Below are 18742 nucleotides of genomic sequence, written 5' to 3'. Positions count from 1 at the left end.
AAATACTTTACGTATATCGTAAGATTGCAATGCGGCGCAAAAACCTTATCCATTACACTAAACACTGTTCTATGAAACAAAACTACCTGCGGGCAATCTGCTTGCTTATTTTTTACTTTGGTATTTGGATCATTCCCGATGCAAATGCACAAACGTTTTACACGCCATTACAATATGGACAACCTTTGCCATTTGATGTGGGAAAGCTTGGGATTCTTTATAATCATGAGCCTTATTTAATGACAAATGTAAAGACCACTTATCATGGTAAACAAAACGTATATGCAACCGCGTATCTTCCTTTTGTCGCATCAGAATATGAGTTTTTTCAAACCGTAAAAACATTTGGGCCTCATTATACTACTGGTGTGGCTCTGTGTTCGCCGAAGAATCCAGCACTCGGCCTTTATGCCCCTGTAGAGATTATAAGTTCAGATGCTGATGACAATTTATATGCATTAGCTGGAGTGGTCCCTTACGATAATAACCAGGCTGACTATAAAGGTCCATTCAATACTTTCAAAACGCTAAACGTGCAAAACAATGGTGTTGTAAATCCCAGTTCCGACGAAGATGCAATCAGCGCACTTGATGCAGCACAGAAATTTCCGAAATTCACTTACGACCTTTTTAAAGATGCGAATGGTGTTGGTTGGGCTGGCTTCGATAAGGCGGGGACTATCCCCATTGTCTGTAGACTTATTAATGAGGTGGACCTGAATGGTTATGCAAGTAACATGATAAATATTCGAAAAACTTCGACTTTTGACACCTATGTGACCCGTCAAACTATTGGCCATGAAATTTCACATGGAATTCTGCATCATGCCATAAGCACGCAAACTGATCTGTTTGCACAGACTATGAGTGAATTAAACGAAGGTTTGGCCGATATTCTTGGTTATTCATTCAGTCTTTGGATGGAACCCGCAAAATTCGAAAACCCAACCTGGTTTAAAGACTGGGAGTTGTATCCAGATATCACGGGTGACAAATTTATGACTTTTTATAATCAGAAAGACTATGAGTTGCCCATCGCGTATAAAGGCGATTTTTATATAGAAGATCCGCTGGATAAAAAGTATGATGTGCACCATAACGGAGAGCCCTTGAAATATGCAGTTTTTGCGATGAATGAAGGTGCCTCCGGATATGTGGACGGGAAAAGCACGAACGATTTCTTCCAGGTGTTCCCTTTAATTCCCGGCGATAAAGATGGAACCTTCAAGCTTGCGCTGCAAATCCTTTTTAAAGCTTTTACTGAAAAACTATCCGCAACGGCTACCTATCCGGACCTCAGAGTTGCTTCACTTGAAGCGGCAACAGAGTTAGGCCATGGTCCGGGTTCTCATGCTTACCTGCAACTTATGGCAGCCTGGGATTTGATTAATGTAAAAGAAACCTTACACAATGTGAATTGCACCACAGCTACGGCACAAAGCCTGATTAATGGCGCTTTAACAATCAATATCCGCGAAAGGACCCTATTACCAGGGCCTGCAAGTCAGAAAATAAGCGAGTTAATAGACTGCTCAAATCCAAATAATATTAGAACCATGTTTAGAACAGGTTTTAATCGCAGCATTTTTACAGACTGGGATAATGATTTAAATTTCTCAAAGAACAACAATGAAGACGAATCCAAACTAGCAGTCACTGTCCACGGCTTCACCCAGGTTACGCGGGATTGGTACAAGAAGACACTTGGCTACGATGGTTTGAAGGGCGGTGAGCCTGTTTTGATAAAAAATGAAATTTGGGATTTTCCATATCCGGATGTAAAATTTGATATAGCCAACGTTGCTACGGTTTTTCAATACCCCAATCAAAAAAAGTTTATTTGCCGTGATCAGATTAGTAAAAGCTACTTTCGGGCGATAGATCTATACGCCAAATATGATCAGATCCAATTTCAGTCAATCACCAAGGAATGGAATACCATTGTGAGATCAATGGGGGAAATTTTGTCGCTGGCAACGAAACGGGATTACGAGAAAGATCACCAAAATCCTAATGCTGACAATATCTGGACCTTGTTCGAGGAACTTTCGGACCCTACTTTGTTACGCGATTTCAGCAATCCTAAGTTATATGGGCAGCCTGCGCTTTACCAGGGTGCACTTTGGGATGCAAATAACTACGTCAATAACACGGGTTTCATCAATTTGTGTTATTACCTTCTGGTGCACGGCACGGTCAATGATGCCACCAGTTTGGATGAAGGCTACACCAATGACGAACCGGGTAGCTTAACCTACTTTATTAACAAAATGGATAAAGATGTTGTTGTCAATGCCTTTTTTCAAGGTTATCTGGCCACGCCCGCCAATTCGGGCATCGAAGAGTTCCGGTTGGCTACTATGAAAGCTTTGCATGATCAGGGTTATGGTTTAAAGTCCAAGGAGCACATTGCTTTTTACGATGCGTGGGCAGCAGTGCTGGGCTTTCCTGATTATGCTTCCACGTTAAAGCACTACCCAGAGGACAACGCAGTAATCCATCCGTGGATGCCTATTGATGAGATGTCTGGTATGTTTGGGGTGGAAGTAGAGTATATTACTTATGAAAGCTCGCGGCTTTTCGAGGTAAGCAAGAGCGCTACCTTCAATGCCAATGAAGCGCCTGTTTACCAGTTTTTAAACAAAACCGCCCCTGACATGGTGACGGGCATGACCTTTGCGGATGTGCACCTGGAACCAGGGCAGACCTATTATGTGCATTCGCGGCTGAGCAACACAGGCGACCCGCACCAGGGCTGCGCTGCCACGCCTGACCCCGCGTTCTGTGAATCGCTGAAAGGGAAGCAGAAGTGGACGGTGACCTACAAGGTGCATACCCAGGAAGTGACCCCGGTGGACATACAGAACCCGAAAGCAGGGGAGACGATTGCAGCCTGGGGGAGCCCATTCAGCTGGATGAGCAAAGCCGGTGCAGACGGATATGATTTGCACATTACCGAGAAGAGTGGCAACGTACCCGAACAAACTATGCCCTTTGATAAGTATTATAATGAAGACGATGCGCAAGTGCCCTTGGAAACTTTTCTGGCCTTGTCCAAAACCAGTCAATACAGCTGGTCGGTTGTTGCACGCCGTAAGTTGGGCTCTTTTTGGGCGGTACATGTATGGCCCAATGGGATGACCTACCCTTTGACAGATGAGGAGAAAGCGGCATTTCCTGATGCGTATGGCAGCCTGGGAGCGGTAACGGATTTCAAAACAGACCTTCCTACGCTGACGCCGGGGGCTTATCCTGCGGACGGGGAGCATGTCCCTTTGATCGGTGCGCCGTTTATCCTTACATCCAGCAGCCTTTCCAATGCGGGCAACAATTATAATTTTGAGTACAAGGAGCCTTATAAGCAATTTATCAATACAGGACAACCCGCGTTTTCGATGCACGTAAGCAACATCCCCGGGATTGTTGATAAGCAGGCAGTACAATGGGCCTTTACACCGGTGAAGGCAGCGACGCCTCCTTTTATTTTAGCCGAAGAGAAAGGCGCCACGGTTTGGCGGACTTTTATCGCTGACCTGAGTCTGTCGCCAGCGCCAGTGCTTAAAGATGAGCAATGTGCTTTTCAGTCGGGTGTGGTATTACAATGGGGACAGGTGGCAGATGCCCAGGGTTATAAATATAGTGTTAAGGAAGCGGGTACCAATGTGGAAGTGGCCTCTGGGACAACCGATAAGCTTGTAACACCTGTGATCACTACGGCGAGCAGTTTCCCAACCCCTGGCAAGTATACCTGGAGTGTAGCTGCGGGGATTAAAAACTCAAACAATGTATGGCTTTATGGACCGGAAGGTTCAGATGTCTATGGTGTAAATCCACCTGCCCCCATAAGCTTAATTCCTGATAACAGCAACAGCACTGTGACTTTGGGGGACAATCATTCGGCAACATTTACTTGGGAGAATGGTCCTAGTACACATATTAGTAACACGCATTTATTTACACTGTTGCAGGAGGTTGGTGGTGTCATGGAGGTTGTTCAGGGTTTAGCCCAAATTCCTGTCACAGGCAACCAACTTGTTGTCAATGATCTGGATTTTAATTCTTCCTATCAGTGGCTAGTGTTCAATTCATCGGATTTGTCCGCCTGTCATTCAGACCCGAGTAAGGGCTCTTTTAAAACGGGAGACAATCCTATTAAACCGGAGCTTGGTTTTACACTGCATGTTAGTGATCCAATCGATTACGGCGCAGATGGCATTTTATATTATGATGATTTTATGTACACGGTTAAAGTAAGACGTCCAGATGGACAAGTGCTTGATTTCGGTTCATTTTATTGTAACTCTGGTGAGATTAATTTTGCCCCAGGGAATAGTTTTCAACCAGGGATTCCATATGAAGTTGGCAATAGCACCATCTCTCAAATGGGTGTAGGGCAAATACCAGAAATGGAGGGTGATTGGGAAATTAGGTTAAAAATAATTCAAGTTTGGGCAGCAACCAGTGCAAGTGACAATATAGCAGCCCAACCAACCGTGGAAGTCGAGGTTAAAGAGTATTTCCCTGGCAATGCCCCAAACACCTGGATACTTAACCAAAGTATACCCACTCCCTCAAATCCTGTTTTCCAAGGCAGAGTCTTGGGCAAAGAAGTAAATTTAAACTTCCATTATGAACTACCTTAAAACTATGAAAACGACAATAGTACTTGGTATCACCATACTCTTTTTATACCTGTGTAGCCAGGATAGTTATGCTCAAAACACAGCTAACGCCAGCACAAAAAAGAATCGACTATTTTTTTATCCAACCGCCAGTTCCAATCAACCTGTTAAGGTTAACCGAAGACTGTTGGTTTTCCCCAATCCCGCAAAAGATTGGGTAGAAATAAAGTTCGAAGGAAAACACGAAGTTGACCAGGTATTGGAATTACACGACAAACAAGGGATACAACTACACACCCAGAAATGGAATAGCGAGAAGATCGATGTATCTCAACTTCCGCCAGGGGTTTACATTGTGACCTTGAAACAGAACAAGCAAGTTTATTCTCAGAAGTTGGTTGTGGTTAAAGAGTAACAAGTATAGTCACAAAAATAGCGGATGGCGAAAATCGCCATCCGCTATTTTTGTGCTATAATTTTTACGTCACCCAGAAGAGGATCCCATATTAGTCTTCAAGGTTCGTTTCTCCGTATACGACAGAGCCGTTTTCCAGAATGGCATAAGCTCTATAGAAAATGTTGGCTCCAACTGGTTTTAGTCCGGGGCGTGTTTTAAGGCCCAATGTAGTAATAAGGGGAAAGATGATCTTCGTGTCAGATACAGTGGGCGTTAGAGGTGCCGGTAGGGCAGATGTTACATACACAATGCCGTATTCTGTGATGGGTACATTTCCAAGATCTGTGATCGAAAGTCGATAGTTCCAAACGCCAGTCCCTAAATCGGCTCGCGACTCCGTCTTAATCTGTGCCTCCTTTTGTGGCACCACATGGTCCTGGCAAGAAAAATTAGCAAATAGAAGGCCTGTGAAGACTAAGGCCAGGTGATAAAATGATCGTCTCATGTTCGTTATTTAAAGTTGTTTTTATCTATCCACGCTAAAATAATTAGATAAAATCTCCTTATTGAACTTGATGTGATCGCAGTTATCAGGCGGCATGTATCAATAATTTAACGGCTAAAATTCCCCGTTAATTCACCACCAGCTTCTTCACCACCACGCCACCATTCACCCCAACTACCTTTAAAAAGTACACCCCGGCAGATAGCTTTTCGGGAAGAAAAGCCTTTGGCGTTTCTTCTATTGTCAACTTTTGGGTGGAGCGAATGCGGCCAGAGATGTCGATCAGCGTGAGATCGGCGGGAAGATTCACCTTGCCGACGGTTTTGATCTGCATTTCACTGGCGGAGGATGGGTTGGGGACTATCTGTATTTCGCCTTTTAGGGTGAAAGGCTCGTTGCCGAGAATGATCTCCCGCAGTTTAACGGAAGTAATAGCGGAATATTCAATTCTGCCATCCAAGGCAACCATTTTGAGCCGGTAATAGTAAGTCTCCGCCACGTTTAGATCAGGGCTTTCCAGGTCTATGTATTCGTAGTTTTTATTTTGAGTGGAATTAGGTCCGCCATTGACCCGCCCGATTTCCTGGTAATCAGCCGCATTTGTTGACCGTTGGATCAAAAAGTGTGAAAAGTCATTTTCAAACTCGCTTATCCATTTGATTGTAACCAGATTGCCTGCATCGGCTGCTGTGCTGAAAGCAATCAGTTTGATGGGTTGTGCATGGATTACTTTCACATGGAATACGTCATTGATACAATTCTCGGAATCTTTCACGGTGAAATCGGTATCGTCTTTGGGACTGACTGTAATGGCCGGTGTAGTAGCACCCGTGTTCCAGACATACTTTCCAATGAACGATGCTTTCAGTTCTACGCTTTTACCCGCAGCAATTTCCAGATTTGTTTCTTTATTGACGTCTTTCTCCATCGTAAACTGATCATGGATGATCCCATCCAGACCGATCCATTTGGCATCCAGACGGTTTCCTTCAACTTCCAATACCAGGCCGCCGCCCCGTTCGGCATCCGAATGGTACATGGCTTTGTGCGGATATCCGTCCGTGGTGTGGCCGAGCTGTCCCGCAGATCCCGCCACCACGTAAACCGTTCCATTGTTGATCGCGGATTTTTTGATGTACGGACAGGATTCCGCTGAGCCATCATATCTCCCGGAAGACGAACTGACATTGTGAACTGCCGGGTTAAATGTATCGCTTTTGCCGTAATGGCCCTGGATCAGTTTTGAACGTTCGTAATCGTGGCTGTGACCGCATAAGATCAGGTCCACACCGTTTCTTTCAAGGATCCGGATGAAATTTTCCCTTACTTTCATGGTTTCGGGGTCGGTGTCGCTATTGTGTGAGCCTTTTGTGTACGGTGGATGATGCCAGTACGCAACTACCCAGCCCTTGTTTTTATTCGCCGCCAGGTCTTTTTTGATCCATTCTACCTGTCTGCCGAGCGTATCGTAAAGTCTTGTCGAATTGTCCTCGCGTCCATAGGAATCGAGTGACAAAAAATGGACATTACCGTAGTCCCACGAGTAGTAGGCTTTGTTTTCGGAAGGTATGCCTCCTGCCTCGCCATTAGTTGGCATCGTAAAAATCTTGTAATAAGCGACATTGTGATCATTCTGCCGGTCGAAATTATCGTTGTCATAATCGTGGTTACCCGGGCTGGGAAACAACGGGTTCCTTTTGAGAAATCCTTCCTTGTAATGATTGAAAAAGCCAGACTGATACTCGGCATCTCTGCCAAACGGATAGGCATTGTCGCCCAGCAACAGCCACGCATTCATATAGTTATCGCCCAGGTAGTCACGTACCTTATCGCGCACTGTACCCTGGATCGCACTGTTTGTGCCGCAATCTCCCAAAACACCAAATCTGTATTTCCCAATCGCCCCGGGTATGGGTGCAGTTTCAAAGTAGTTTTCGGGGTCCCCCTGGTAAACGACTGTACTGGAGCCAATTGAATAATAATACCTGGTTTTTGGTTTTAGGTCCGTCAGTTTGATTTCGTGTTCCGTTTCCGAGGTGCCGCTTTCTTTCACGTCACTCAAAGCACCCGGTGACAAGCCATACCTGACGCGGCTATTGGTGGCCTGATCCGTGCGCCACCGTACTACCATGCTGGTGGAAGTCGCCACATTCAGATAGGGGCCCCGGATCAATGTTTGTGCAAAGCCGAGGGTTGAGAAAAGAAGGAAGGAGAGTAGCAAACGTGCTTTCATATATGATCCGTTAGGGATTGCAGGAAGGAGATTAAATCGTTTTTTTCTTGTTCGTTCAAATTCAATGGTAAAGAAGAAAGCGTCTGATGTGGCACATCTAATCCTAAGCCCACGCCACCTCCCTGATTGTAAAATTCAATGACTTTTTCCAATGAACCAAAAGTGCCGTGGTGCATGTAGGGAGCAGTTTTTGCTACATTTCTGACAGTTGGTGTTTTAAACGCTCCTTTATAATATGGTGTAGATTTGAAATCGAAACGGCCGTTATCATTGTCATTTGCAGGTTTTTCAAGATCATCGGTTAATGTAGTACCCAATATTTCAAACTCTGTGAGTTTGTATAACGGCGGAATCAGGCCATTGAAAAGCGGCGCAAAATGACAGGTACCACATTGTGCTTTTCCCATAAAAAGGTTAAAACCACTTTTCTGGCCGTCTGTTAATGCACGTTTGTTTCCGGCTAGGTATTTATCAAAATCGGAGTTGAATGGCTTTAATGTTCTGACGAAAGCAGCTAAGGATTGGTAAAGATGCTGCTCTGTGATTGCCTGTTTTCTGTTAATCAATCCAGCTTTTCGAAACTGTCTTGCATAGGTTTTATCCTTTGAGAGTGATGCCACGATCACCGTCGGATCTCCATTCATTTCTACCGTATCCCGCATCACCGTTGCGATCTGTTCTTCCAATGTTTTTGCCCGCCCGTCCCAGAATTGATTATGCTGATAACCGCTGTAAAGCAGGGAGGGTGCATTCCTTCTGACCAGAGAATGGTTATCCAAACCTATACTTTTGGGCAAACCATCCGTGAAAAACTGGTCTGGGTTATGGCAGGATGCGCAGCTTTTTGTTCCATTGCCTGATAGCCTCGTTTCGAAAAACAACTTTTTACCTAATTCTACTTCCAGCTGACTAGCTGGTAAATCTTGTCCAAATGCGTGATCGTCAAACGCATCGGGACTAAACAGGTGCTCTGCCCGATAGTTCAGGATCCCGGCGGAATTGGTATCCAGGTTCATTTGCCGGATCATGATGCCCAGGTGTTTTTGAAGCGGCAATGCATTCTCTGTCAGGAAGGAAAGCCGATCGAACGAATCGAAATCAGGATGTTGCTGTAAAAATCGCAGTGTTGTTTTCAGATAATGGTTTACGCTGTCATCTTTCGCCCTGGCCAGGTAAGGTTCCAGCGTTTTTTCAATGATTTGTAATGAAATAAAGGATTCGGCCATTCCGCTTTTGAGTAGTGGTGCATCAAAGCCACTGATACCCAATGCAATAATCCGGATTAGCTGAATTCTAATACTTTCCAAAATCTGTTTGTCGCTGGCCTGAAACTGGTACAGCAGGGAGGTAAGATCATCGGCAGCGACGCTGAGCAGGTTGCATTGGACCAATAGTTCGGCCATTTTTCGGGCAGGAGTATCTTCGTACAGCATAGCCTCCATATACTGCATGCCGGCAGGTTCCTGGTATTCGAGGTATGGTTCTTCTATTTCGTTTTTGGGAGCGCGGTTGTAAATTCTCGATGAAGTGAAAAAGAAGTATTCGAGAAAGTATTCAATCTTTTTGTAAGCCAAACGGCTGTGTTTCAACTCGTTTCTGGCAGTAAGAATCGTCTCTGAACGTGTGGAATCAATGCTTTTGATCGCGCTGGTTAGTTTCTTCAGACTTCCCGCATAAGCCTTACAATCTGCCCTGAACTGCCCGACGCTTTGCTGCACACCGATACCCGGATTAGAATGGTCCGTGGCCGCCACAGCAATGACCAGGAATGTGGCGATCAACACAAAATTTTGTAAAAGTGCGGCCATAAAAGTGAAGCGTGTAACTGCACAAGATACAAAGATTTCGCCGCCTGGGGTATCATCAATATGGTTAGGCATAACTATTTTTCACGCGCCTTCGATCATGGAAATTTGTATGAACGAAAATCCTGATCTTATGTCAAAGCTATGGTTATTAATGATTTGCGTGCTCTGTGTCCTGGGATGTAAAAAGGACGATGCCCTGCCTGAGAATTTTTTAACGGCTAAAATTGACGGTAAAACCTGGATGGCTAATGTGCCCAATAGTGAAAATACCAGTGTTGCCGCAGTGATTGCACAGCAGAATGTTGCATTGGCGGGTGTGCAGGAAACTGCCAGCGAAAAAACATCAATGGTTATTATTTTCCCTGAGGACATCACCGTCGGTCAGGAAATCGATGTCAATCCATTGAACCGCCTGATCGTTGCCTATGCTCTAACGGATACGGACGCATACCTGGTGGATCCGGCGCAAGGGGTGACCGGCAAATTGAAGGTAAACAGACTGGACAAGGAAAACCGGATCGTGGAAGGTACATTTTCAGGGGAAGCTATCAACAATAAAAATGGTGACAAGATAGCCATTGCTGGCGGCCAGTTCAGGTCGAAACTATACGCAGCGTCGGTTACTACGCCAAAGCCGGGCAAAAAATGACCGTTCAGTTGGATTGAATGCCGGAAAGCTGCTTGTAGCAAACAACCGGAATATGCTTATATTTCCCGGCAGAACAAGTTTTGAACCCATGCATTCAACATTCCCGCGGCTCGATATTGGCCCGCTTTCGGAGTACCGCGACGACGACATTATGGTGAGCCGGTTTTCTGATTATTTGCAGGAACATCAAAACCTGGTTTTTCCGCACCGGCACAGCTTTTACCATCTGGTACTTTTTACGGATGGTGGCGGGAAGCATACCATTGATTTTCACCATTTTCAGGTGGTGCCGTATCAGATCTATTTCATGATTCCCGGTCAGGTACATTCATGGGATTTTGAGGGGGATGTCGAAGGATACGTTGTGAATTTCTCTGAGTCATTTTTCCGTTCATTTCTATTGCAGCCCGATTATCTGGACTTTTTTTCTTTTTTAAACGGCGATAGCAGGCAGAATGTAGTTGGGCTGGCTATTGATATCAGAGAGAAAATCGTAGAACAGTTTGAAGAATTGCTACATCAGTACAGCCAAAGTCCTGTGCTGCGGGAAGATATGATCAGAGTATTGCTATTACAGCTTTTCCTGACCATTGAGCAAAGCATTGCTAAGGAAGAAAGGCAAAAAAGTGCTTTCCATAAAAATGCGGTGATTGCCAATTTTCAGAAACTGATCGATCGGAACTTTACAAAACACAGGCTGCCGGGCGAGTACGCCAACATGCTGCATGTGACGCCCAATCACCTCAATGCGCTGTGTAAGGAACATATCGGCATGCAGGCGGGAGAGCTCATCAGGAACAGGATCGTTCTTGAGGCAAAAAGGTCGCTGGTGAACCTGGACCTGACGGTCTCCGAAATTGCATACCAGCTTAATTTTAATGATAATTCATATTTCACCAAATTCTTCAAGAAAGAAGTAGGAATGACGCCCGATGAATTCAGAAAAAAGTCAGCCGAAAGTCATTAAACCGTTTTCTTCGGTGCTGGGGTGATGAATAATGCAAGCCACGACCTTCTTGCAAGCCTGTAAAAGTAAGGCGTTAGTATGATGAGGATCGGGATGATGCTGGCTAGAAAGTAATCAAGGTAGTTGGGGAAAACGTTGACGAAGATCAGAAAATAGATCACCATAAATGCTACGTAGAACGCGTAACTCATGTACAATGCGCCCTGGTAAAAGCCTGGTTCCGGTACCAGATTTTCACCGCAATGCGGGCAATGCTTGTTCATTTTGTCGAAATTTTTCAGGCTGTACGCACTCTTGGTAATGAAGAAATCACCTTCGCCGCACCTTGGGCATTTGTTGAATAAAACGCTGTATAATTTACTGGGCTTTGCCATGACTGTACTGTGTTTGAGATAGGATCCTGTGTTTTACTCAGGTTTTGACCTGCAACAAATTTCCTCAGAAATACAATCAGAAAGAAGGACTGATGTTATCTTTTATGGTAGAAATCAACGATTACGAAAGATTGTTGATGAAATCTGCCATTTGCTGAGGATCAAAAATATGATCCACGGCCTTGTGCGTAATGGCATAGTGCGGCATGAAAGGCATTTGCGCGCTCTCGGGGGTTTGTGCTACCGTTTTTCCGCCCCATTTTTTAACCATTAGCAGTCCGTGGGTACCGTCTTCATTGGCTCCCGACAACAATAAAGCCACAACGCCCGGCCCGTAAATCTCAGCCGCAGATTCGAAAGTAACATCAATGCTAGGGCGGCTGAAATTGATTTTCTCAGAATCGTCCAGCGAAAAGGAATGGTCTTTTTCAATTAATAGATGATAGTCGGCAGGGGCCAGATAGGCATGTCCCGGGACAATTTGATCTTTGTCCTCTACTTCTTTGGTAGTAGCTTTTGTTTTCGCCGAGAGCAGGTCCGACAAGGAGGATTCGGCAGAATTACGGCGGTGCAACACCAGGATAATAGGGAAGGGCAATGCTGGTTTCAACTGGGGAAGCAGCTTGAACAGTACTTCGAGGCTACCGGCGGACCCTCCGATCAGCAGGACGTCACAGTGCTGGCTTACACTATTTTCTTCCATATTTTCTCCCGGTTCAGTTGCTTGAATTTGTTTTGAATGGCTGAAAATTTAAGCGTTTCTTTGCTTCCAAGGGCCAGATAACCCAGTGAGCCCAGACTGTCGTCAAACAGTTTCAAAACCCTGTCTTGCAGATCTTTATCAAAATAGATCAGCACATTCCGGCAAAGTATCAGATCAAATTCATTGAAAGAACTGTCGGAAACCAGGTTGTGCGTGGAGATAATGATCTTTTCTGACAGTTCTCTGTCAAACTTCGCCTGACCGTAATTAGCCGTATAGTAGGCCGAAAAATCCTTCTGACCACCTGATGCAATGTAGCTTTCCGAATATTGCTTCATTTGGTTCAGCGGGAAGATCCCTTTTCTTACTTTTTCAAGAACACTCGGGTTCAGGTCGGTCGCATATAACAATGACTTACGCAACAAATCAGCCTCTTTCAGCAAAATGGCCATGGAATAAACTTCCTCACCAGTGGAGCACCCCGCATGCCATATTCTGATAAATGGCTTGGTGCCCAGAATCGGTAAAACGTCCTCTCTCAATGACTTGTAAAAAATCGGATCGCGAAACATTTCCGTTACATTGACGGTAATCTCCTCCACAAACCGTTTCAGATAATGTCCGTCCGTTTTCACTTTGTAACGGAGTTCTGCGAAACTGGGAAACTTGTCGAGCGAGCATAGGCGTACAACACGCCGTTTCAGCGACGCGCGCGAATAGCTGGTAAAGTCATATCCGTAAATGTCGAACAGATCGGTCAGTAAGAGCTCTATGTCATCATCTTCAATCATACCCGCCTAAATGTCACGCAGTAACTGCAATAATTTTTCCACATCAATGGGTTTGGAAATATAACCGTCGGCCCCCGCCCGGAGGCATTTCTCCCTGTCTCCCACCATGGCCTGGGCAGTTACCGCAAAAACGGGCGTTTTCCTTCTGTTTTCGATTCTTTTAATCAGTGGAATGGCTTCATAACCATCCATTTCGGGCATCATCATATCAATCAGGATCGCATCGGCGAGTGCGCCGGTTTGCAGCAGTGCAAGCGCCTCCGGTGCGCCGGAGCAGGCAATGCAATCAAAACCCTTGGCCTTTAACGTGGCTTTCAGAGCAAAAATGTTCCTTGCGTCGTCGTCTATGATCAGTACTTTTTTCTTATCCATCGGGGTGGATGATTTATTGGAGGATAGGTTGTTAAAATTTCTCGTAAAGCCAAACTCTCAGCAGCGACATCAGCTGGTCAATGTCCACGGGCTTGGTAATATAGTCGGATGCGCCGGCATTAATGCATTTCTCACGGTCGCCGGTCATCGCTTTCGCGGTAACTGCAATTACCGGCAAATTACGCCATTTATATTGATCCCTGATCCTTCTGGCGGTTTCATAGCCGTCCATCTGAGGCATCATCATATCAAGCAGTACGACATCCACCGCAGGATTTTCTTCCAATTTTTGCAGCGCCTCTTTTCCGTCCAGGGCAGTGACTACGTTCATTTTGTAGTTTTCAAGAGACTTGGATAAAGAGAAAATGTTCCTCACATCATCGTCAGCGATCAGTACCGTCTTGTCTTTTAGAATGTCCCCCATAGCACCCAGGTTTTTCTTGTCTGATACATGGCGGCCCGTTTTCTTGTTTTCCTCAACCACGTGCAGGAACAGCGAGACCTCATCCAGCATGCGCTGATAGGAGTGGGCCGTTTTCACAATGATAGAGTCAGCGTACTGCTTGATTCGCAGCTCTTCAGACATCGAGAGGCTTTTTCCGGTGAAAATAATGATCGGGATATTTTCAAATTCGGGGTTCTTTTTAGCCTCTTCCAGTATTTCGTAGGCTTTTTTATCAGGTATGCCCATGTCCAGGATCACACAGTCAGCCTGGTTATTCTTTAATGCATCAATGCCGTCGGTAATGTCACTTTTTAGCTCTGAATTGATGTCGAAAGTGCCCAGGAAGTAAGAAAGCGCCTTAGCATGCATCGAATTATCCTCCACGATCAGCACCTTTTTAGATTTTTTACTGATCACATATTCGATCTTTTTGAAAATCTCTTCCATTTTGTCAAACGCCATTGGCTTGTCAATAAAGTCCACGGCACCTTTGAGCAAACTTTCGTTTTTCATACGATGAGACGACATGATATGTACCGGAATGTGCCGCGTCTCCGGCGTCGATTTCAGTTGGTCCATCACATCCCAGCCACTGATAATGGGCAACTGAATGTCGAGCAGAATACCCATCGGTTTGAAATTCCTGGCCAATTGCAGGCCTTCGTCACCACGTACCGCCACAATGCCCTTGTAGCCCTGCTTGCGGGTATAGTCGAGCAACGATTTTGCAAAGAGCGTGTCATCCTCGATGATCAGGATGGTTTTATCCGTTTCCCGAATGTTGTTTCTGTCGTCGGCAATGCTCTCCGGGATGAAGGTACTGATGAAGCGGGAATTTTCTTCAAGGGGCTTATTGGTAGTGTTCTCATCAGCCGTAGCAACGAAAAAGGGTTTTTGTTCGGGTTCAACGGAAGTTTTTGCCACCGGAATGAAAAGCGTAAACTCGCTCCCTTCATTCACCACGCTGGTCAACGACAATTCACCACGCAGCAATTTGACCAGCTCCCGGCTGATCGAAAGTCCGAGTCCGGTACCACCATATTTCCTTTTGGTAGAACCATCCGCTTGCTGAAATGCTTCAAAAATGTGTTGCTGCTTTTCGGGTGCCACGCCAATACCCGTATCGCGCACGGCGAAGCACAGTATTTTGTCATCGCCTTCTTTCAGCTTCACATTCACATATACTGAACCTCGCGAAGTGAATTTCAATGCATTGGAAATCAAGTTTTTAATAATTTGTTCCAGTCGCATTTTATCTGTTTCAATCACAACCGGGACGTCATTATGAATGTTGACAGCGAAGTCAAGCCCCTTTTCCCTGGCCACCGGTGCGAAGAGTGACCGGATGTCGTCCGTCACTTCCTTGATCGAAACATTTACATATTCCAGCTCCATTTTGCCTGCCTCAATTTTTGACAGATCCAGAATTTCGTCAATAAGACCCAGCAAACCGTTACCCGACGACTGGATAACCTGCGCATATTCGATCTGTTCGCCTGAAAGGTTTTTTTCGTCATTTTCTGCAAGTAACCTGCTGAGCAGAAGAATCGAGTTCAGCGGTGTGCGTAACTCATGCGACATATTGGCCAGGAATTCTGATTTGTAACGCGTGGTCAGTTCAAGTTCTTCTGCTTTTTTCTGAATTTCAAGATTTTTCTCTTCCAGTAATCCGCTTCTTTCTTCCAGCTCTTCATTGGTTTGCTGTAATTCCTCTTGCTGGACCCGAAGTTCTTCTTCCGAAGCCTGTAATTTTTGAGACTGGGCTTCTAGTTCTGAATTCAGGTTTTCAAGTTCGTTATGCTGCGTTTGCAGTTCTTCCGCCTGTGCCTGCGTTTCTTCCAGGAAGTTTTGCAATTTGAGGTAATCCAATGCAGAATTAATTCCGGTAGCGATCGCTTCCAGATTGTCTTCCAGGAATTTAGTGACCAGCGGATCAGGCGTTTTCAGGAACCCTAGTTCGATCAGTCCGATGCATTCGTAAGCATAATTAAGCGGCAGCAGCGCGAGTGCAGCCGGCCTGGTACTTCCCAATGTTGTGCTCACTTTCAGGTAATTGTCAGGAACTTCGTGAACGATCAATGGTTTTTTGTTTTCAACCACCTGACCGGCAAGCCCCTTTCCTGCCTGTACAAATTCCGGCGCATCGTCGGCCGCATAGCTACTCGCCAGCTTGTAATTCCAGTCGTGATCCAGGATGTAGATCGTTCCCAGTTGTGCCCCGGCGTAGTCGGTAATGGTGTTAATGAGGTTAGTAGCAAGTTTTTTAAGGATTCTTTCCCCTCTTATCGCATCGCTGATGCTTACGGCCCCGGTTTGCAGCCAGTTTTTGCTGTTGAGATCGTCAAAAGTCTTTTGCAGCGATGAGGTCATGGTATTGAGCGCAAACGAAATCCTGCCCAGTTCGTCCTCATTGTTGTCCTGGCTGCGGGCGGCGTAGTTACCATCCGAAACTTGCCGGGTAACTTGCTCTATATGGCTGATCCTTTGGCTGGTTTCTGCATATTTTTCTGCTTCAAGCTGCTGTAGTGCGATGCGCTTGCCCATGTCATTCCGGATGCGCATGTAGGCAAACACCGTGATCATAATGGAGATCAGTGCGGCGATGATCAGTACCACCGGCGTGAAATTAATGTACACGAGTTGCTGCTGCAGCCGGTCTTCCAGTATGTTATTTTCCTGTTCCTTAATACGGTTCACAGCCAGTCGCAGGTCGTCCATGACCTTTTTACCCTTGGCCATTTCCTTGTTACGGGCTTCTGAATCAGACCCGAAATTTGGCGTTTTCTTGGCCATATCTACGATCAGCTGCATCTGGCCGAACTTGGCCTCATACAACGCTTTTACTTCCCGAAGGTTTTTCTGTTGGATCGGGTTATCGATCGTCATTTCCGTCAGGTTGTTGTAGCTCGTTGTGGTACTTTCATAGGCCCCGTTATAGGGTTGTAGAAACGAAGGGTCGTTGGTCAGCAGAAAGCCCCGTTGGCCGGTTTCTGCGTCTTTCATATAGGAAATGATGCTTTCAGCCTCTATCAGTACCTTATTGGTATGGTTAACGAGTTCTGAATTATTGATCAGCTTTTGCGTGCTGTAATAGGAAGCTAGCAAGCTGAAAATCAGCAGTAAAATTGAAAATGAAAAAACAATCTGTAATTGTTGAACAATAGAGTTAGACGATTTGGTCATAGTATTAATCAAACTAAAATTTCTGTTTTCACTGGTTTTAATGGGTCTTCCTGCACGAGCGGAAGCACCAGAATGAATTGTGCGCCGTGGTTTTCGCTGCTTTGTGCTGAAATCAGTCCGTTGTGTTTGTCCATTATTTTCTTGGCAATCGCGAGCCCTATGCCGGTCCCTTCGTAGGTGTTGAGATTGTTGAGCCGTTGAAAAATGACAAAGATCCGATCAAGGAATTTTTCGTCAAATCCGATACCATTGTCCGATATAACGATCCTGCAAAATTCACCAGACGGTGACTCAGGTACGTCAATATCCTTGATTGGAATGATCTCAGAAGTAATCGATATTACCGGGGAAACATCGTCCTTGGAGAATTTCAATGCATTTCCGATCAGATTTTGAAACACCTGCCGGATCTGGCTCGGAATCGTGTCCAAAACAGGCAGCTGGTCGATCTGGATCACTGCTTTCTTTTCTCTGATAATTTCTTCAAAATCGGACAAAAGCTCCTCGATCAGCGCATTCAAATTGGTGGGTTGAAAATGTGCAGTTACCGACAACCGCGAATAGTCCAGCAAATCGCTGATCAGCCGGGACATTCTCGCCGAGGAATTGATGCTGCGGTTCAGATACGAAATAGCTTCTGTGTTATCACTCAGGTATTTGTCTTTTATCAAATGGCTGAATGTCTGTATTTTACGAAGCGGTTCTTTCAAATCGTGCGATACTACCCAGGCAAACTGCTGCAATTCATGGTTAGTGGTTTCGAGCTCCGTGTTTTTGTCAATCAGCTCCCTTGTACGCTGTTCTACTTTATGTTCCAGCAACTCATTGGCGATTTTTTGCTCGTGAATATCGGTAAATGTCCCAACCCACCTGATAATCACCCCGTTTTGAAGAATAGGGATGATTTTTAACAGGAAGTACTTATATTCTTGTGTTTCAATGTGTTTCAGCCTAGCCTCGCCGCTGAACTCCACGCCCTGTTCAAAATGACTTTTCCACTTTTTACAAATGTCGTCGTCCGGATGTGTTTCCGGGAAAACCGAGGCATTGTTGGAGTAGCGGAACCAATGCTCGTTGACGTATTCAATGTGCCCGTTGATCGCAATGGTGAAGGCAATCTGGGGAAGGGATTCGAGAATGAAACGTAATTCATGCATCCGGGCAGCGAGTTCCTCCTGGGCACTTTTGCGGATCTCAACCTCCTGTTGCAGTGAGTTTTGAATGGCTTTTAATTCCTGTTGCTGCTCGTAAAGTTTGTAAAACGTCTTCACTTTCAGCAGCAGAATGTCCGGGTCCACCGGCTTGGTGAGGTAGTCGATGCCGCCGGACGAATACCCGCGGGTAATGAATTTCTTTTCAGTATTGACGGCCGACAAAAAGATAATGGGGGTGTCTTTGGCTTTACTGAAACCGGCGATGGCCTCGGCCACTTCGAATCCATCCATACCAGGCATCTGCACATCCATAATGATGACAGAATAAGTGGTTTTCAAGACTTTTTTTAACGCTTCTTCTCCTGACTCGGCGCTATCTGTGGTAAAATTGTGGAGTTCCAGAATTTTTTTTAAAGGAAGTATATTTTCCGGTCTGTCGTCGACAATCAGAATCATAGTATCGGTCAAAGTGATTAAAGGCTTACAAGATATGTGCAACTGGCATCATACTGGCAAGCACATCGGGTAAGGACAATTTG

The 18742-nt window shown here is 45.4% G+C and carries 13 protein-coding genes; 4 read left to right on the top strand and 9 right to left on the bottom strand.

Going from position 1 to position 18742, the window contains the following annotated elements; translation table 11 throughout:
- Nucleotides 1-71 precede the first annotated feature (71 nt).
- Nucleotides 72-4643, top strand: coding sequence for a M4 family metallopeptidase (locus ABIO93_RS20070; RefSeq protein ID WP_348070914.1), 4572 nt, complete (start codon nucleotides 72-74; stop codon nucleotides 4641-4643).
- A gap of 4 nt (nucleotides 4644-4647) precedes the next feature.
- Entirely contained in the window at nucleotides 4648-5037 is a 390-nt protein-coding gene (locus ABIO93_RS20065; RefSeq protein WP_348070912.1) for a T9SS type A sorting domain-containing protein, read from the top strand.
- Between the two features lie 91 nt (nucleotides 5038-5128).
- Here ABIO93_RS20065 and ABIO93_RS20060 read toward each other — a convergent pair whose 3' ends face one another.
- From ABIO93_RS20060 to ABIO93_RS20050, 3 genes are all read right to left on the bottom strand, one after another.
- Nucleotides 5129-5524 carry a hypothetical protein gene (locus ABIO93_RS20060; RefSeq protein WP_348070910.1) on the bottom strand — a complete coding sequence of 132 codons (396 nt, stop codon included), beginning with the start codon at nucleotides 5522-5524 and terminating at the stop codon, nucleotides 5129-5131.
- A gap of 127 nt (nucleotides 5525-5651) precedes the next feature.
- Entirely contained in the window at nucleotides 5652-7757 is a 2106-nt protein-coding gene (locus ABIO93_RS20055; RefSeq protein ID WP_348070908.1) for a metallophosphoesterase, read from the bottom strand.
- Nucleotides 7754-9565, bottom strand: coding sequence for a cytochrome c peroxidase (locus ABIO93_RS20050; protein WP_348070906.1), 1812 nt, complete (start codon nucleotides 9563-9565; stop codon nucleotides 7754-7756). Before ABIO93_RS20050 ends, ABIO93_RS20055 begins: the two co-directional genes overlap by 4 nt.
- 130 nt (nucleotides 9566-9695) lie before the next feature.
- Here ABIO93_RS20050 and ABIO93_RS20045 point away from each other — a divergent pair, with 130 nt between their 5' ends.
- Complete coding sequence (locus ABIO93_RS20045; protein WP_348070904.1) at nucleotides 9696-10214, top strand: hypothetical protein; 519 nt, start codon at nucleotides 9696-9698, stop codon at nucleotides 10212-10214.
- A gap of 52 nt (nucleotides 10215-10266) precedes the next feature.
- Nucleotides 10267-11181 carry a helix-turn-helix transcriptional regulator gene (locus ABIO93_RS20040; protein WP_348070902.1) on the top strand — a complete coding sequence of 305 codons (915 nt, stop codon included), beginning with the start codon at nucleotides 10267-10269 and terminating at the stop codon, nucleotides 11179-11181.
- On the opposite strand, the gene ABIO93_RS20035 is transcribed toward ABIO93_RS20040, so the two are convergent.
- From ABIO93_RS20035 to ABIO93_RS20010, 6 genes are all read right to left on the bottom strand, one after another.
- Nucleotides 11178-11555 carry a DUF983 domain-containing protein gene (locus ABIO93_RS20035; RefSeq protein ID WP_348070900.1) on the bottom strand — a complete coding sequence of 126 codons (378 nt, stop codon included), beginning with the start codon at nucleotides 11553-11555 and terminating at the stop codon, nucleotides 11178-11180. The two genes, ABIO93_RS20040 and ABIO93_RS20035, sit on opposite strands and share 4 nt — an antisense overlap.
- A gap of 121 nt (nucleotides 11556-11676) precedes the next feature.
- Nucleotides 11677-12258: a chemotaxis protein CheB gene (locus ABIO93_RS20030; RefSeq protein WP_348070898.1), complete on the bottom strand. Its 582-nt coding sequence runs from the start codon at nucleotides 12256-12258 to the stop codon at nucleotides 11677-11679.
- Complete coding sequence (locus ABIO93_RS20025; protein WP_348070896.1) at nucleotides 12240-13049, bottom strand: protein-glutamate O-methyltransferase CheR; 810 nt, start codon at nucleotides 13047-13049, stop codon at nucleotides 12240-12242. Before ABIO93_RS20025 ends, ABIO93_RS20030 begins: the two co-directional genes overlap by 19 nt.
- Nucleotides 13050-13055: 6 nt before the next feature.
- A complete protein-coding gene (locus tag ABIO93_RS20020) occupies nucleotides 13056-13421 on the bottom strand; it encodes a response regulator (RefSeq protein ID WP_348070894.1) in 366 nt (121 codons plus the stop codon).
- 31 nt (nucleotides 13422-13452) lie between these two features.
- The gene (locus tag ABIO93_RS20015) at nucleotides 13453-17049 is read right to left on the bottom strand and encodes a response regulator (protein WP_348070892.1); all 3597 of its coding nucleotides are present in this window, start codon (nucleotides 17047-17049) and stop codon (nucleotides 13453-13455) included.
- A gap of 8 nt (nucleotides 17050-17057) precedes the next feature.
- Nucleotides 17058-18659: a response regulator gene (locus ABIO93_RS20010; protein ID WP_348070890.1), complete on the bottom strand. Its 1602-nt coding sequence runs from the start codon at nucleotides 18657-18659 to the stop codon at nucleotides 17058-17060.
- Nucleotides 18660-18742 lie beyond the last annotated feature (83 nt).

Source organism: Dyadobacter sp. (genome assembly GCF_039919315.1).
GTDB lineage: Bacteria > Bacteroidota > Bacteroidia > Cytophagales > Spirosomataceae > Dyadobacter.
Note: the sequence above shows the minus strand (reverse complement) of the source record. Positions and strands in the feature narration are given on the sequence as shown.

What these genes read in the sequence shown, in the direction of transcription:
- ABIO93_RS20070 (WP_348070914.1), top strand. Translation starts at nt 72, where the DNA reads ATGAAACAAAACTACCTGCGGGCAATCTGCTTGCTTATTTTTTACTTT.
- ABIO93_RS20065 (WP_348070912.1), top strand. Translation starts at nt 4,648, where the DNA reads ATGAAAACGACAATAGTACTTGGTATCACCATACTCTTTTTATACCTG.
- ABIO93_RS20060 (WP_348070910.1), bottom strand. Translation starts at nt 5,524, where the DNA reads ATGAGACGATCATTTTATCACCTGGCCTTAGTCTTCACAGGCCTTCTA.
- ABIO93_RS20055 (WP_348070908.1), bottom strand. Translation starts at nt 7,757, where the DNA reads ATGAAAGCACGTTTGCTACTCTCCTTCCTTCTTTTCTCAACCCTCGGC.
- ABIO93_RS20050 (WP_348070906.1), bottom strand. Translation starts at nt 9,565, where the DNA reads ATGGCCGCACTTTTACAAAATTTTGTGTTGATCGCCACATTCCTGGTC.
- ABIO93_RS20045 (WP_348070904.1), top strand. Translation starts at nt 9,696, where the DNA reads ATGTCAAAGCTATGGTTATTAATGATTTGCGTGCTCTGTGTCCTGGGA.
- ABIO93_RS20040 (WP_348070902.1), top strand. Translation starts at nt 10,267, where the DNA reads ATGCTTATATTTCCCGGCAGAACAAGTTTTGAACCCATGCATTCAACA.
- ABIO93_RS20035 (WP_348070900.1), bottom strand. Translation starts at nt 11,555, where the DNA reads ATGGCAAAGCCCAGTAAATTATACAGCGTTTTATTCAACAAATGCCCA.
- ABIO93_RS20030 (WP_348070898.1), bottom strand. Translation starts at nt 12,258, where the DNA reads ATGGAAGAAAATAGTGTAAGCCAGCACTGTGACGTCCTGCTGATCGGA.
- ABIO93_RS20025 (WP_348070896.1), bottom strand. Translation starts at nt 13,049, where the DNA reads ATGATTGAAGATGATGACATAGAGCTCTTACTGACCGATCTGTTCGAC.
- ABIO93_RS20020 (WP_348070894.1), bottom strand. Translation starts at nt 13,421, where the DNA reads ATGGATAAGAAAAAAGTACTGATCATAGACGACGACGCAAGGAACATT.
- ABIO93_RS20015 (WP_348070892.1), bottom strand. Translation starts at nt 17,049, where the DNA reads ATGACCAAATCGTCTAACTCTATTGTTCAACAATTACAGATTGTTTTT.
- ABIO93_RS20010 (WP_348070890.1), bottom strand. Translation starts at nt 18,659, where the DNA reads ATGATTCTGATTGTCGACGACAGACCGGAAAATATACTTCCTTTAAAA.